At 41.6% G+C, this 15,922-nt stretch carries 15 protein-coding genes; 6 read left to right on the forward strand and 9 right to left on the reverse strand.

From position 1 onward, the window contains the following. Positions 1–41: 41 nt before the first annotated feature. The 3 genes from tyrS to MINF_RS06965 all read right to left on the reverse strand — a co-directional run bounded on the left by tyrS (position 42) and on the right by MINF_RS06965 (position 2,916). On the reverse strand, positions 42–1,202 hold the full coding sequence (gene tyrS / locus MINF_RS06950; RefSeq protein ID WP_012463905.1) for a tyrosine--tRNA ligase: 1,161 nt from the start codon (positions 1,200–1,202) through the stop codon (positions 42–44). A 39-nt stretch (positions 1,203–1,241) separates the two neighbouring features. After that, entirely contained in the window at positions 1,242–2,003 is a 762-nt protein-coding gene (locus MINF_RS11190; protein ID WP_148205186.1) for an RNA recognition motif domain-containing protein, read from the reverse strand. Between the two features lie 532 nt (positions 2,004–2,535). Continuing rightward, entirely contained in the window at positions 2,536–2,916 is a 381-nt protein-coding gene (locus tag MINF_RS06965; RefSeq protein ID WP_012463909.1) for an ApaG domain-containing protein, read from the reverse strand. A 60-nt stretch (positions 2,917–2,976) separates the two neighbouring features. On the opposite strand from MINF_RS06965, the gene thiD reads away from it, so the two are divergent. Beyond that, positions 2,977–3,750, forward strand: a complete 774-nt coding sequence (gene thiD, locus MINF_RS06970; protein ID WP_148205187.1) for a bifunctional hydroxymethylpyrimidine kinase/phosphomethylpyrimidine kinase — start codon at positions 2,977–2,979, stop codon at positions 3,748–3,750. Between the two features lie 67 nt (positions 3,751–3,817). Here the strand turns inward: thiD and MINF_RS06975 are convergent, their stop codons facing one another. The 3 genes from MINF_RS06975 to bamD are packed head-to-tail and all read right to left on the reverse strand — an operon-like array spanning position 3,818 to position 6,452. Continuing rightward, complete coding sequence (locus tag MINF_RS06975; RefSeq protein ID WP_012463911.1) at positions 3,818–4,831, reverse strand: zinc-dependent alcohol dehydrogenase family protein; 1,014 nt, start codon at positions 4,829–4,831, stop codon at positions 3,818–3,820. 38 nt (positions 4,832–4,869) lie between these two features. Continuing rightward, positions 4,870–5,400, reverse strand: a complete 531-nt coding sequence (locus MINF_RS06980; RefSeq protein WP_012463912.1) for an LptE family protein — start codon at positions 5,398–5,400, stop codon at positions 4,870–4,872. Then, on the reverse strand, positions 5,400–6,452 hold the full coding sequence (bamD, locus tag MINF_RS06985; protein ID WP_012463913.1) for an outer membrane protein assembly factor BamD: 1,053 nt from the start codon (positions 6,450–6,452) through the stop codon (positions 5,400–5,402). Before bamD ends, MINF_RS06980 begins: the two co-directional genes overlap by 1 nt. 179 nt (positions 6,453–6,631) lie before the next feature. Here bamD and MINF_RS06990 point away from each other — a divergent pair, with 179 nt between their 5' ends. From MINF_RS06990 to MINF_RS07000, 3 genes are all read left to right on the forward strand, one after another. After that, positions 6,632–7,831: a DUF4912 domain-containing protein gene (locus tag MINF_RS06990; RefSeq protein WP_012463914.1), complete on the forward strand. Its 1,200-nt coding sequence runs from the start codon at positions 6,632–6,634 to the stop codon at positions 7,829–7,831. A gap of 73 nt (positions 7,832–7,904) precedes the next feature. Then, a complete protein-coding gene (locus MINF_RS06995; RefSeq protein ID WP_048810244.1) occupies positions 7,905–9,494 on the forward strand; it encodes a glycoside hydrolase family 57 protein in 1,590 nt (529 codons plus the stop codon). A 20-nt stretch (positions 9,495–9,514) separates the two neighbouring features. Continuing rightward, a complete protein-coding gene (locus tag MINF_RS07000; RefSeq protein WP_238523464.1) occupies positions 9,515–10,453 on the forward strand; it encodes an N-acetylmuramoyl-L-alanine amidase-like domain-containing protein in 939 nt (312 codons plus the stop codon). Here the strand turns inward: MINF_RS07000 and MINF_RS07005 are convergent. The 3 genes from MINF_RS07005 to MINF_RS07015 form a co-directional block, all read right to left on the reverse strand. Next, the gene (locus MINF_RS07005) at positions 10,389–11,519 is read right to left on the reverse strand and encodes a hypothetical protein (protein WP_148205188.1); all 1,131 of its coding nucleotides are present in this window, start codon (positions 11,517–11,519) and stop codon (positions 10,389–10,391) included. The two genes, MINF_RS07000 and MINF_RS07005, sit on opposite strands and share 65 nt — an antisense overlap. 159 nt (positions 11,520–11,678) lie before the next feature. Continuing rightward, entirely contained in the window at positions 11,679–12,113 is a 435-nt protein-coding gene (locus MINF_RS07010; protein ID WP_012463918.1) for an arsenate reductase ArsC, read from the reverse strand. Beyond that, positions 12,106–12,465, reverse strand: a complete 360-nt coding sequence (locus MINF_RS07015; RefSeq protein WP_012463919.1) for an ArsR/SmtB family transcription factor — start codon at positions 12,463–12,465, stop codon at positions 12,106–12,108. Before MINF_RS07015 ends, MINF_RS07010 begins: the two co-directional genes overlap by 8 nt. Positions 12,466–12,647: 182 nt before the next feature. Between MINF_RS07015 and arsB the strand changes: the two genes are divergently transcribed. Together arsB and MINF_RS07030 are read left to right on the forward strand one after the other, a co-directional pair. Then, positions 12,648–13,667, forward strand: a complete 1,020-nt coding sequence (arsB, locus tag MINF_RS07020; RefSeq protein ID WP_048810502.1) for an ACR3 family arsenite efflux transporter — start codon at positions 12,648–12,650, stop codon at positions 13,665–13,667. 249 nt (positions 13,668–13,916) lie between these two features. Next, positions 13,917–15,896 (forward strand): sigma-54-dependent Fis family transcriptional regulator, encoded by a 1,980-nt coding sequence (locus tag MINF_RS07030; protein WP_012463922.1) that lies wholly within the window; start codon positions 13,917–13,919, stop codon positions 15,894–15,896. Positions 15,897–15,922 lie beyond the last annotated feature (26 nt).

Genomic DNA, 15,922 nt, shown 5'->3' on the forward strand with positions numbered 1-15,922 from the left:
ATTATCTGTTTTTAATACCGCATATAATAAGCAGAAAAACTTCAATCCTCTTCGGAGTTGACTTGGGCAAAAAACCTTTTTCCACACTTCAGTATCGATCCTTTTTTGAGCTCTATAACTTTATGGACGTCAGTCACTCTTTCACCTTGGAAATCTACTCCACCCTGGCTAATCAACCTCCTTGCTTCGGATTTACTTTTTACCGCACCCACCGCAACAAGCAGCTCTACGATAGGCATCGTTTTTTGAGGAAAGCTAAACTTCGGCATTTCCTCGGGAATCTCTCTTCTAGAGAAGATCCGTTCAAATTCGTTCCTCGCCTTTAATGCTTCTTCTTTGCTATAAAAGAGGCTAACTATTTTTTCGGCCAACCTTTTCTTTTCTTCCATAGGGTTGCATAGAGGATCGAGCTGTTCTCCAAAAAGGACTAAAAACCATCTTTTCATCAAGGCATCGGAAATACTCATGGTTTTGCCGAACATTTCTTTAGGAGAATCTGTCAGACCAATGTCATTTCCCAGGGATTTGCTCATTTTTTTAGTTCCATCAAGACCCTCAAGGATAGGTAAAGTCATAACAACTTGAGGAGTCATGCCTTCGTCTTTTTGAAAATCCCTTCCCAAAAGCATGTTAAATATCTGGTCTTTTCCTCCGATTTCCACATCGGCACAAATCTTCACCGAATCCCATGCTTGCAATAGGGGATAAAAAAACTCGTGAAGAAAAATCGACTGATCCTTTGAAATACGGTCATGGAAATCTTGCCTGTGCAGGAGATGGTTCACCGTAACCCTGCGTGCCAAAAAGAGGAGTCTTTCTGCCGACATTTCGTTGAACCACTCCCCATTAAAAAAGATTTCCGTTCTTTCCCTGTCGAGTATCTTGAATGCTTGATCGGTATAGGTTTTAGCATTATTCAAAATCTGTTCCCTCGAAATAACAGGTCTTGTCGAATTTCTTCCACTTGGATCTCCAATAGAAGCGGTAAAATCCCCTATAACCAGAAGAACTTGATGCCCAAAATCTTGAAATTGTCTGAGTTTCAGTAAAGAAACAGCATGGCCCAGGTGAAGATTAGGGGATGTGGGATCAACCCCGAATTTTATGCGCAGCCTCCGATCAAGGCTAAGGAGTTTTTCTAGTTCTTCCGTCGTAACAACCTGTTCGGTCCCTCTTATTAATATACCCAACTGAGGATGCATAACCGCTTGCTTTCAGTTGCAAAAATCAGCCTGTAGTTCTTAGAATTGGCTTGAATCTTTTCTATCGGATTTTGCTCCGGTAACGATAATGCGCCTACCCATGATTTCTATTCCATTGAGAACGGTTGCAGCTTTTCGAGCAGAATCAAGATCGGCCATTTCAACGAAACCAAAGCCTTTTGTCCGATTCGATTTCCTATCTCTCACAATTTCAACATTCTTGATCGGACCAATCTTGGCAAAGATCTCAAACAAGTCGCTGTCGGTCAAATTATAAGGAAGATTCCCCACGTAAAGCTTGTTTGATGTTACGGCTTGTTCGATAGACAGGGAAGAGGGTTGAGATTGAAGCTCTTTGTGCTCGGTCGGCTCTTTTTGTTCGCCGGCTTTCAACTGTTCTTCTTGAGCTTCGGATGGGACTCCTAATGAAGGAGATGGTTCAGCAATCAGACTATTTCCCTTGGGTGACCACTCCTGGTAGGTATTATTTTGTTCTTTAGGCTTAGTCGTATAAACCCTATCCGCTGGTCTTTGTTGGTCTAAATCATGTTTTACAGGGCTTTTCTTTTCTTCTCCTTTGGATTCCGCTTTTTTGTCAACTCTTTTGGTAAAAGAGAGATCTTTTGCGGCTCTGGCACCGAAAAGATTTCCAAAATAAGCCAAGACCTTGTCTTTTAAGCTCTTCCAAAAAGAAGTTTTCTCTTTTTTCGATCCTTCTATCCGCAAAACATGCTGATTTTTCCTTGTATATTTCCGCGGAGAAATCTTCCTGCGAGTGGTTTTTGATTGACGATCTTTCATTGATGTATCCTTTCTTCACGAATCCAGAGTTGAATTGTTCATTCAATACGGCTGCAGGGAATTCCCTTAGTCTAAAGAGAGCAAACACAACTAGCTGCTTGATGAACAAGGCCATTTCGAAAGCCAAAAAAAAGAATATTCTTAAGCAAACAAAGCGATTGAGAATAAATGCCTTCGCCGCCCCCTCCTCTTCTAAAATAAGAACAGGGGGAAAAAAGGCGTTAATGAAAAGATATTCCAGTGGCTCTCCTTTAACTTTCAGCTTAGCTACCCTGGATTCAAAATTCATGAATTCTACGTTATCTTCTCCTACAGCCATCTACTTCTTGTAAGCCACTAATTGGCTATTCCTTTACTATCTCTATAAGCGGGTTCTATGCCCACTATTTTAAAATAAATTAAAAAAGAAATTGTTCAAAATTTTTTCATCTTCAACCCGCTCCTCTCCCCTATGAAGCTAGGCAAACCCAAAAAAAAGGCTTTGAGTTATAAAGGGATGAAAATGTTGTTTTTTAAAAACTTTACAATGCATTTAAGGTGGAATTAAAAGAGAAAACTTGGGTATTGGAACGACTATGGGCATGTTTTCCGAATTGATTCCAAAATAAGCTCCCTCGGCCACACTGGGTCTAGAAAAAAAATGGTGGCTGGAATACCGGAATTTTTCCCCCAGCCGCAACTTTGGATAACTGCCTACAATACCCATTCCCTCGATGACGACCTTTTCTCCTAGATCATTGGTCACTATCCACTTTCTTCCCTTAAGGATAATGGTTTGAGGGCTTAAATTAATAATAGAAATATAATAAAAACAGACGTAAAGATAATAAGAAGAAAGACTCTTCGAGCGCTCGAATTCCAAGTGTTCAATAATGACTTTGACGTCATCCACCTTTTTTAGAGATTGACCCATCTGAAACTTTATTTGTTTTTTCCTCTACCTCATTTTATCTTTTTAGAAGATCATCACAAGATGAATGGTATACTTATCATTGGAGGATCTGATTGTAGTTGTGGAGCAGGAATCCAGGGAGACTTAAAAATTATAACTTGCCTTGGAGCCTATGCAACCACCGTTATCACCTGTGTCGTGGCCGAGCATCCCGGTCGAGTTGAATCCCTCTATCATCTCCCCTCATCCATCATCGAATCTCAATTTCATTCCATTCTCGATTTTTTCCCCATAGACGCCATCAAAATCGGCATGCTCTACAAAAAAGAACTTCCACAGAAGATAGTCGAATTGATCCGGAAATTTAAAATCAATGCCCCCATCGTCGTGGATCCTGTTCTTGCTGCAGGAAATGGCGACTCTCTTGCTGAACCCGGAATGGAAGAAGAACTGGCCAGGAATCTCTTTCCCCTAGCGACCGTTGTTACGCCAAACATTGAAGAGGCTGAACTATTGAGCGGGTTAAGAATTGAGAGCCCTGAAGACATGCTTCGGGTGGCACAAGATCTTTCAGAACAATATTCCACTTCGTTTCTAATAAAAGGTGGCCACCTCCAGGATAAAACCACTATCGATGTTCTTTACCATAAGGGGATAGCCCATAAGTTCGAACTGCCAAGGATTCTCCATGCTAATCCTCATGGGACAGGTTGTTCCTTAGCCTCTGCAACCGCCGTTTTTTTAGCTCAGGGTCTAGACCTTCCCAAGGCCGTAGAAAAAGCCAAAGCAAAACTTTATGAAAAGATAAAAAGTCAACTCCAAATCGGTCCCTTTTATTTCCTTCCCCCGACTTAACATTACCGCTTCACTGGAGCCGACTTCATACAAAGCCAGGTGCAGCTTTGAGGAAAACAAGGTAGAATCAATCAACGATTTTGATGACAATTTTCCCAAAATGCTCCCCGCTTTCCAATAAAGAAAAAGCTTCCTTGTAAGCATGGAAGGGAAATACCTCATGGAGGAGCGGTTTTATTCTTAATTTTTCAATAGCCCTATTCATCCCGATAAACAGGGATCGATTACCCACATAAATTCCATGAATTTTTACCTGTCTCATAAGAATTGAAACAACATCCACCTCGGTTTTAAAGCCACCCAAAATACCTATGGCACAGATCATGCCTCCAAATTTTAGCGATTGGATACTTTCATCTAAATCCACTCCAAGAACATTGACCAGGACATCAGCTCCTCTAGCCCCCGTAAGTTCTCTTATCTTTTGGCTCCAATGTCTATTTTGAGCGATATTAATCCCTTCCCTAGCTCCCATCTTTTTTGCCTTTTCTATTTTTTCATCCTTTCTTGAAAGAAAAATGACCTCCGCTCCACAAGCCCGGGCAAACTGTAAAGCAAAAAGACTTACCCCTCCACTGCCTTGGACAACGACCGTTTGCCCAGGTTGCAGTTGAGCCTGTTCAAACAGTCCATTCCAGGCCGTCAGAGCTGCACAAGGTAGGGTTGAAGCTTCTTCAAAACTCAAATGACTAGGAATCAGAAGAGCTCCTTGTTCTTTCAAATAGATGTATTCAGCCAATGTTCCATCGAGTGGACCACCCAAAACAGATTTCCCATATTCCTTTTGGTAAGGACCGGCTACCCAGTTTTGAAAAAAACAGCCCACTACCCTATCACCTACCTTGAACGATTCTACATCTTCGCCCACGGCTATGACTTCTCCCGCCCCATCTGAACAAGGAATAAGAGGTAAAGGCTGGGCAGGATTATATAACCCTTTGATCATTAAAAGATCACGAAAGTTCAAAGAAACCGCTTTAAGTTTTACCAATAGTTCTCCCTTCTTAGGAGGTAAGGGATCAGGCCGGTCTACCAACGCCAATCCATCGAGTCCAAATTTTTCAATGCATACAGCTTTCATCGATTTAAAAAAGTGAATATATCAAAAACTTCGGCAAATTACCAACCCTCGGTCAATAAATTGACGATGCGGTTTGCAAGATCCTCAGCAACCAAGGGAAGATCTTGTCTCTGGGCTTCCGGCATGTTCGTTTGTGTAAAGTAATAGGAGGAACCGCTGACGTGAGCTCCATTAATCGTCGCTTTACCCAACTTTCTATTAATCAGCGTAACCGATGCGGTCAGTACGAGCCTATATTCAGCGGTAGTAAAAGGATCCAGTATTTCTGGCCTTAGAATGATCCTGTTGAATTCGGTAATCGTCACGTCAAGCTCGGCATCCGCATCTACATTCCGGCTGGTTTGTAAAGTCCCATCATTATCAATGGCACGAATGATTTCATTGGTGACCATGGATTGAAGACCGGGAATAACCGTCTTATTCTTTACCGTAGGAACATAAATCGTCTTAACACCTTGAATCGATGGTCCACCAATACTTCCAAGCCGATAGCTCCCGGAACATCCTTCCATCCAAAGGGCAAAGTAAAGGAAAAACAATAAGAGAACAATACGGTATCTATCACTCATTAAGGAGATCCTTTTGCTTGGGGAGAAGGAGTCGAAGGAGGAGAGGTATTAGATGTGGAGGTAATGGAAGGCAGCCCCAAGTCTTTTGCTACCAGGGGATGCAGTTGAACAATTTTTTGCTGAGCGATCTTGGCTTGATCAGAGGTAGGATTTTGTTTAATGACATCACTATAATATATATAGGCAGCTTTAAAATTCTTCGCCCGTTCATAGAACTGGGCGATATGAAAACTCCCTAGAGTCGATTTACTCTTCAGTTCAGCTATGTGAGCTTTGGCTGCTTCGACCTTGTCTCCTGAAGGATATCTTACGATATAGTCCTCAAAACCTTCTATGGCTTTTTCAGTTGAACTCTGGTCGTATTCCGAAGCCTGAGAGGCTTGATACCACGTATAACCAATTTCATATTGAGCATCATCGGCCAGCGAATGATTGGGATATTTATCAATCAACCGATTAAAGGTTGCAATCGCATCGGTGTATTTTTTTTCCTTTATGTAAGTTAAGCCAAGCTGAAACTCCGCAAGAGGGGCAAACCGACCGTAAGGGGCAGCTCGAATGATGCTTTCAAAAATCTGGGCGGCGATGTCAAGACCAGACCCCATGGGAATATTGAACAGCCGTTTGGGCTCTCCGGCAAGGTAAAGATTACCGATGGCTAATTTTCTCTCCAAAGCTTGTTCGAAAAAACTCGAAGAAGGATATTTCTGAATCATCCGATCGTAAGCTTTATTGGCCCCAAGGAAATCCCCTTTCTTTTCGAGGCATTGCCCAATACGGAATTGGGCTTCGGGAGCGAAAACGGCATAAGGCCATTTCCTAATGAGAATGCGGTAGGCTTTCAAAGCATTTTCATAATCTTTTGCCTCTTCGAATTTTTTTGCCAAGTTCAGTTGATCTCTAGAGCTGGAAGCCGAAAGCCCGGTTCCGGTGCTTTCATCGACCCATCCTTCCCCAGGTCTCCAAACCAAGGGAGCGAAGAGCTCAGCCTTCAAGACAAAAAAGGATAAGATAAAGAGAACGATTCCTTTTCGGCTACGAAAGATGTCCATACCATTAATTTTGTTTTTTCTTCGCTTCGGCTTTGTTGTTTAATGGGCCTGAACTTTTTTAAGGAAAAAAAGGTTCAAAAATTTTTTTTATTTAAGTAATTTTGTCTTCCATGAGTGATAGGCGAACATATACAAACATAAGTCTTATCTCTTTAGTTTAGACGGCTCAAATCAATAAAATGTCGAAAAAATCAGAAAAAAAATCGAGTGGTTTTCATCAAAAAATTAAGGCCTATTTTCCCCTGCAAGTTAAAAGGGCAAAGGCAAAAAAAGCGAGAAATATTTCGCCCAGTCAAGAAAAAACTTCAAAGGCAATGGCCGGCTCCCCTTCGAAGGAAACCCTCCGCCCTTCCTTTTCCCATGATGCTGATCCTTTATTTCCAGGGTTACTTTCCTTAAGGAGAAAAAAGCCTTTTGTCTATCTTTTCGCCATCGATCCCTACTCTTTATACGCTTACTGGATCATTGATCAAAAAGAACTAAGAGGGGCTTGGAAAAATCAGTGGGTTCTGCGCTTGGTGAAAAATGACTCCATAGTTGAATCGGAAAGTCCCCTGGAATTGAAAACGCAAAAAAAATACTATTTCCAGGCAAAACCGAATACTTCCTATCATGCTGAAATCGGATTTTATAGCCTTCCTCGTAAAAACTTTTGCCTGGTTGCGCGTTCTGCCGACGCCATCACCCCCCCAGATACCTTTTCGGAAAAAAAAGAGATAAAATTAGCCCACCTTCCCCTGGAACTCTCTTTCAAGGAACTCCTTCCTTCGGCGCAAGCCAAAGCGATCGCAAAGGACGAACTTGCCGAAGCCTTTGTACTTTCCGAGCAGCAAGCACAAAATCTATACCCGGAAATGCCCCTGCCGGGACAAGACGGGCAAGAAGAGGAGGGTTTTTTTTATTCCTCAACGCTCATCGAAGATATTTTATGCATAGAAAATCAAAGCTTTGGCAGTGCCCACAATGTTGCTTTTTCTCCTCACCAGGCGAACCTATTTCAACATAAAAATACCTCTTATTGGAAATCTTTAGCCAATGAAGTGGAAAAATATTCTGCCTTTGATCTCTCTTGGATCACTCCCTTGACTTCTGCTGTTTCTTCCTCAATGGGGATAGACAACACAAACCCCAATGATTTTCCTCTAGAAATAGAAGTTGAACTTATCCTTCGTGGAAAGACCTTGCCCAAGGCCGTAATAAATATTGACGGCAAAGAAATAAAATTAAACGAGGATGGAGCATTTGCCCTTTGTATCCGTTTACCGGAAGGGATCCATGAAATCCCCATAGAAGCGATGAGCAGGGAAATAAAGCGCTCTAAAAAGGTTGTTTTATTTTATTCCCATTTCAGCCATTTGATTTCTCAGCCGATCGAGTAAATCTTTTCAGTTGCCTTCTATCTTCGGCTTGACTAGAGCAACTCCTTGGCATACAGAAAGCCAAGGCCGATGCATGAAAACTCCCCTTGGATATCTTGCCTTGCTTCTTCATGCTCATCTTCCCTTTGTTCGTCATCCTGAAAGCCAGGACTGCTTAGAAGAAGATTGGTTTTTTGAAGCCTTAACCGAAAGCTATATTCCTCTCCTTTGGGTTTTCGACGAGTTATCGCAATCGGCCGTTCCTTTCAAGATTACCCTTTCTTTGAGCCCGACACTCTGTACAATGTTAAAAGATCCTTTACTTCTCAGCCGTTATGAGCGCTACTTGCTAAAACGGCTTGAACTCTCCTCCCGGGAAATAGAGAGAAATATTGCCGACCCCGGTTGCTGTTCTCTTGCCCAATTTTATAAAGAAAGATTTTATGCGGTCTGGATAGCTTTTACTCAAAACTATAAAAAAAATCTCCTTGAAGCCTTTAAAAAACATCAAAAACTAAACAACCTTGAGCTCATTACTTCTACAGCTACCCACGGCTATTTGCCTCTTCTCAGAAATCCAACACAAGCTGTAAAAGCCCAAATCTTTATTGCCCTTGATCATTTTATCGATTGCTTTCATACTCCTCTCAAGGGGATATGGCTACCGGAATGTGGCTATTATCCCGGTATCGAAGTGCTTCTCCAAGAGGCTGAAATTAAATGGTTTGTTCTAGAAGCTCATGGTATTCTGCTTGCCAATCCTAGGCCCCGTTTTGGCTTACTGACCCCGATCTACACTCCTTCAGGTCCCGCAGCGTTTGGCCGGGACAGTCTTTCTAGCAAAGAAGTATGGAGTGCTCAAGAAGGGTATCCGGCTGATCCCTACTACCGTGAATTTTATAGGGATCTTGGATTCGATGCCGATCTCGATTATATCAAACCCTACGTCCTCCCTACGGGCCAGAGAAAATTTACAGGGATTAAATACTTCAGGGTTACGGGGAAGACGGATCGCAAAGAGCTTTATGAACCTCAAAGGGCCAAAGAAAGAACTAAAATCCATGCCGAAGATTTCATACAAAAAAGGGAAAAGCAGATTATAAAGGCTGCCCAAGTTTTACCCCAATCGATCAAACCCATTTTAGTATGCCCCTTTGATTGTGAACTCTTCGGTCACTGGTGGTTCGAAGGACCCCTTTTTTTAAAAGAAGTGATCAAAAAAGCTCATCAAAGTAAAGTCCTGGCCCTGACTACTCCTTCTGAGTATCTCTCCCTTTTCCCAATTCAGCAGGTCTGCCGTCCTTCCTTTTCTTCTTGGGGATGGGGAGGACACTCAAAAATGTGGCTCAATGAAACCAACGATTTTATCTATCCTCCGTTACATGAGGCCGCTCATCTTTTAGTCGATCTTATTCAGCAGCATAGAGCGGCCGACAAAATTATTCATCGATGCTTTAGGCAGGCGGCAAGAGAGCTTTTGTTGGCTCAAGCAAGCGATTGGCCTTTTTTAATCAGTCGCTCCACCGCCAAGGAATATGCGATATCGAGAATAACAACCCATCTCAACCGCTTTTTTGAACTTTCTTGGGGAATAAGGCACAAAAAGATAAACGTAAAACTGCTCGAATATTGTGAATGCACAGATAACATTTTCCCTAAGCTTAATCTTGATTATTTTAGTTGATATCCCACGGGAGTGTTTTAATGAAATGGATGGCGATCGAGAGGAAAATATTTTTTTTTCCTTTTCTTTTCTTTCTGTTCCTGCACCTTGGCGCAACCAACGGGGCTGTTTTCCTTCCCCTATCCCGTGTTTTTGTCGGGAAAGAAAAATTTGAAGAACTCATCGAGGTCGCCCAAAAAAAAGATTGGCCTTCTCTTCCCTTGGGTGAAAGAATCGTCCAGGTAGGTCTTTTTTTAGTCGGCACTCCTTATCGCCATTATACTTTGGAAATAGACGACCAGGTCGAATCCCCGTCTGTTAACTTCTATGCCATGGATTGTTGGACATTTTATGAAACCAGTTTGGCTTTTGCCCGAATGCTTCACTTCGACGCCAAGCTTTGGACTCCTCAAACCCTCCTCAGACTCATTGAAATCGAAAGATATAGAAACGGCGAGTGCACGGGAAGTTACCTATCTCGAATCCACTTTTTAGAAGAACTTTTTGATGATAATCAGAAAAGGGGCCTTGTTGTTGACAAGACCAAGACTCTCCATGGCGTCCCCATTTATAGAGAGGTCAAAGAAATGACCGAGGGCTGGCGTCAATATCGATACCTGCGCCATAATCCTTCACTTCTTCCTGCCATGGCCCTTATAGAACAAAGGGTGTCTAGGCTGCCTGTTTATCACATACCCAAAAACCATATCCGTTCTATAGAATCGAAAATCTCAAACGGGGATATCATCGCCATTACCACCCTCGATCCCCATTCTTATACCTCTCATGTAGGTATTGCCTATAAAGACAGGGAGGGAATACTGCGGTTTCTTCATGCTTCTTCAACCCATCACCAGGTCTACATCGATAAGCGGCTATCCGACTATGTTTTGAGCATCCCTAATGATGCGGGCATTATCGTTGTAGAGCCCAAGGAGGTTCCTCTTGGTTTGCTTTACCCGAGTTCTTCCCGGAAATAAGCTCCAGCCGGCTGACCCAAAAAGTGGTTTTCCCCTCCGATTCGATAGGCTTTCCCCAAGGTTTAAGTTCAAGCCACTGGTCTCTTGAGGCTTCATCGTAGTCGATTCTTTTGCCAAGAGTTAAGTCGTAGCGCTCGTAAAAAGGGCCCTGTGATGGTCCAATCGAAGAAAAGACCACCCCTTGACCTCCCTTTTCAAAATACCAGTTTTGGATTTGGGGATATTTACCGAATATTCTTAAAAAAATTCCCTCCCTGCCGTAAAACTCCAGGTAGGACCAACTCTTTTCTCCCCCTGGTTCCTTGACCCAACCGACATTTCCATTTCGAGCAATCTTGAAGTCTCTACATAAACCCAAGTTGTCCATTTCTATCCTTTTACCACTTCTCAAAACAAGAACAATACGGGTGGATTTTTTCGCCTGATCGAACAGGCCACTGGCCGCAACCGGGTAATCGCCATCCCTGCCGGAGTCAGCGGCATGATAAAAGATATAGGGCAGGAAATCAACGTCTTCCCGCAGAAGCTGTTCCCATGGCTCTCTTCCAAAACTCGCTTCCAACTCGTTTTCGGCTTTAATTTTTTTTCCGTTTGTCAAATCGAAAACCTCAATGAGCATTTGACCGTTTAGTCTTCTTGAACGAAGGGCAACGGCCCTCCCCTTTATTCCCTCAACTTGACAGAAAAGCCAGCCATCAATAAAAGGATTACTACTTCTAATCTCCAATGTTCGGGGACTGCCGGCTTTTTTTTCTACAAGCACCAGTTTATCGCACACATAGTCGATTCCCACTCCCACCCCTTCGTGCCTTCCTTCTACCCATCCATACCATTCCGGGCATTCAATAGGAATAACAGCGAGTCGACCTTCAGCACTCCCTTTTAAAGTCTCATGAGGCTTTTCACGGCTACAAACTTGCCCATGAACCCACCGTGCAGAACAGCTGGCATAATCACAGGGTAAAGGAACCAAGTAAAAAGATAAATCTTTCTTTCTTTTATTTTCTGCAAAGCTAGGGCTATGGAAGACCCAATAGCCAAGAGAAAAAAAAAGAAGTTTTATCACGGCCCCATAGGTTAAAAGCGGAGAAAAGGGAAAATGCTTTTCCCCAGGTATACCGTTCCATTTCAATGTCCACACGCTAAGAGTTTATAAAGCTCTTTTTATTGTAAGCCACTCTTTTTCGCAGGGAGAAGATTAAAAAAAGAAAAGATTACAAAGAAATTACCGATCCAAAAAAAAGCTCTGTATTTTTTTTTGCAGTTCATCAAAGGCGAGCTGAAAAGCTTGCTTGCGTAAACTCCATTCCCCTTCAACAGCTGCAGGATCGGCAATATTCCAGTGCACTACTGATGCTTCTTTTGGGTAAAGAGGACAGGCTTCTTTTGCTGCATTGGAACAAACGGTAACAACGTAATCAAACGAAGGAGAGTTGTTTTGCAAAAACTCCCGTAGGGATTTGCTCCGCAGGTTTTCGCAAGATATGCCGTTATTTTTCAAAGTTTCCAAGGCAAGAGGATGAACCTCGCCCTTGGGGCTGCTTCCGGCACTGAAAGCAAGGTATTTACCTTTCCCATAATGACGTAAAATGGCCTCGGCCATGATCGACCTCGCCGAGTTAGCCGTACACAAGAAAAGCACTTTTATAGGATTATTCATCGGTCTTTGTTTTTTGAAGTTCTTTTTCTTCTGAACCCTTACAAAAAAAGGGGATCAGGGATTGAAGGTCTTTGCCACAACAATCCTCGAGTAAATAGCCGATGAGCTCGGCAATTTTTGCAAAATCGGCCCTATAGAGGATTTGTCTCCCTTGTTGCGTTGCTTCTATAAGGGTTGAACTCTTCAGGTGGTGAAGGTGAAAAGAAAGGGTCGTTAGGGGAATTCCTAATTTTTCGGCGATCTCTCCGGGACAACACCCCGACGGGCCCTTTTTTATGAGAAGCTTAAAAATTTCGATTCGTGTCTTTTGGGCAAGAGCACTCAAAATCGACAAGGCGGTAGAAGTGTCCATGGTTTGATTCTTTCATTATATTAGAACTATTGGAATATACAACGAAATATTTTTCACAAAAGCAAACCATTCGACATTTTTAAAAAAATAAAAAATATATTCCATATTTTTAGTAATATAGTATAATATTGGATATGACTGCAAAACATCCAGCTAAGAAGGATATCGATCAGGAAAAGCCAATGGGGTTTTTCGAAAAATACCTCACCCTATGGGTCGCTTTATGCATCGGGGTTGGAATTTTTATCGGAAAAATGTTCCCTGCGCTTTTTAAATTTCTAGGAAGCCTAGAACTTATGCACGTAAACCTGGTAGTTGGGATTTTTGTTTGGCTCATGATCATACCGATGCTGATGAAGATCGACTTTGGTGCCCTTCACCAGGTGACCAGGCACATAAAGGGGATGATGGTTACGCTTATCGTCAATTGGGCGATTAAACCCTTTTCAATGGCTTTTTTGGGATGGCTTTTTCTAAAAAAGATTTTTTACTCTTACCTTCCGGCCGATCAAATCGACTCTTATATTGCCGGGCTCATTTTGCTTGCAGCAGCCCCCTGTACAGCCATGGTCTTTGTATGGAGCCATCTCTGTCTTGGAGATCCCTATTTTACACTCTGTCAAGTCGCCCTTAACGACACCATCATGATTTTTGCCTTTGCCCCTATTGTAGGAATTTTGCTCGGTATCTCCTCTCTTCATGTCCCTTGGGGCACTCTTCTCCTTTCTGTCGCTTTTTACATCGTTCTCCCCCTGCTGATAGGTCAAGGGTTGAGAACAAAAATACTAAAAGAGGGGGGCAGTGAAAAACTTCATCAGGTATTGAACTTCCTTCATCTGCCTACACTTGTCGCTCTTCTGGCGACCCTCGTTTTGCTCTTTGGATTTCAGGGAAAGATTATTGTCCAGAACCCTTTTGTAATTTTACTTATCGCCCTGCCCATCATCCTGCAGGTTTATTTTAATTCAGCTTTTGCCTATTTTTTGAATCGTATCTTTAAAGTTGAGCATTGTGCAGCAGGTCCTTCTGCCTTGATTGGAGCGAGCAACTTTTTTGAACTTGCCGTGGCCACCGCCATTAGTCTCTTTGGCCTGGAATCAGGAGCGGCACTGGCGACCGTCGTCGGCGTTTTGATTGAAGTCCCCGTGATGCTTTCGGTTGTGGAGATCGTTAAAAGGACAAAAAACTGGTATGAGCGATAGCTTTTTCTTTCAAAGAACGAATTGCTGATCTCCTCCTGCGGTCATCCCGATAGGATAAAAAGTTTTTGACTTTTCCGCACCATAAATATATCTCTTTTAGCTTTGTTTCGAGCTGTTCCCTGGCAAAGGAAAGGCCAATCGTTAGGCAATAAGGCCCATTTATTTCTAAAATGAAAAAATACAAATGATTACAATAAAATTTGACTATGCATTATTAAATTATTTATTAAAAACATAAAAAGTTGTATTATGACCGAAATTATTAAGGAATGGGAAAATTTTGCTCTTAAGAATAATTTTCAACCAAGGGTAAGAAACGAAATCCAGAAAAGTTGGGAAAGATGTAAACAAAAGGGGGTAGATATTTCCAACCATTCCCCTCTCCTTCCCGCTGGAGAAAAATATCCTTGTTTAGATTTAGACCCGTTTGCTTTCCTTAAACCTCTTTTTCCCTTGCTTCGCATGCAAGCCATCGATTTTGACTGTTTAATAACCCTTGTTAATTCTGATGGGATAGTCACATTTGTAGACGGGCCCGAAAGATTATTAGAAAAAGCCAATTTATACAAGCTTGTCATAGGATCTAACTGGAGTGAAAAATATTGTGGGTGTTCAGCCATAGGCATTGCTATAGAAGAAAAAAAACCGATCTCAGTGATTGGCCCCGAACATTACTGCGCTTCCCTTCATAACATATGGTGCACTTCCGCAGTTATCCACAAACCTGAATCTAATGAGTTATTCATGGCTCTGACCATGATCGGAGACATTGCCCAAAATCCGATTCCCATTAGCGTTGCCGTAACCAATACTACGCTGATTGAAACCAAATTGGCAAAAATCCTTTATACCGATAGGGTCCTTCTCTACAATAAATTTTTAGAAAAAAAAGGAATTTCTACCTCTCCCGCCTTTCTCCTCATCGATTCCTTAGGCACAATTTTGCATTGTCCAGAAGAAATTTTCGACGAATTTCAAATCACACGATACGATCCGATACTGATTAAGAATAAACCAAAACCCCATTTTGCGCAGGGTCAGTTCTTCGAATCGGATGTTATTTTGGGAAAAATTGCCGTTCCAGCCGTGATCGAACCTGTTCAATACCAGAACAGGACAGTCGGATATATCATAGAACTTAAAAATATTTTTTCATCTGAAAATTATAAATCATCTCCCTCTTCCTCTCTCTCCCCTAAAACTTTAAGAGGTCAAACCAATACGCTAGCCCCCTATTCTTCAGATTCAATAGTTGGCAAGTCTCCTGCCTTTGTTGCGGCAATTGAAGAAGCCAAAATAGCTGCTCAAAATGATCTTCCCGTCCTCCTTTTAGGAGAAACGGGAACGGGAAAAGAAGTATTTGCCAAATACATACACCTGAACAGTAAAAGATCAAAAGAGACTTTTCTAGCTCTTAATTGTGCTGCCATACCCAAGGATCTTGTCGTCAGTGAGCTTTTCGGATTTGAAGGTGGGACCTTTACGGGATCCGCTAAAGAGGGAAAAAAAGGCAAATTTCTTCTTGCCCATAAAGGTACACTATTTTTAGATGAAATTGGTGAGCTCCCCTTTGATATTCAAGGATCTCTTCTTAGAGTCCTCGAGGAATTCGAAATTTTTCCTATTGGTGCTAAAAGTCCTGTTCCCGTTGACGTGCGAATTATTGCCGCAACCAACCAGGATCTTAGTACATATTGTTCTAAGGGATTATTTAGAAAAGATCTTTTCTATCGTTTAAATATTTTTCCTATTCAACTCCCTCCATTAAGAGAAAGAGACAATGATATAGAATTACTATTTGTTCACTTCGTAAACGAGATATCATCACAATTGAAATTTACTTATCCTATTCCCTTTAACGATGTTATACCGTTTTTATATCAATATCATTGGCCTGGAAACGTTAGAAAATTAAGGAATGTTGCTTATAGATTTGTAGTGAAATTGTTGCATAAGAACAGTATTAAAACAAATAACTTATCAGAATTAATAAAAAGCATAATAGATATCAATAAAGAATGTAAACAATCTAATAATAATATCATTATCGGAAACATTGAGAGTTTGAATACAAATAATAATGATAATGAAATAGGATTAAATTACAAGATAGAAATTTTTAATAGAGCATTAGAAAAATCTAAAGGGAATATTAGTAAAGCAGCCAAACTTTTAGGAATACATAGGACAACATTATATAGATACTTAAAGAAAAATTATAAGTATTAATTAAAATAACTTAGATCTAAAATTAG

The organism is Methylacidiphilum infernorum V4 (assembly GCF_000019665.1).
Lineage (GTDB): Bacteria > Verrucomicrobiota > Verrucomicrobiia > Methylacidiphilales > Methylacidiphilaceae > Methylacidiphilum > Methylacidiphilum infernorum.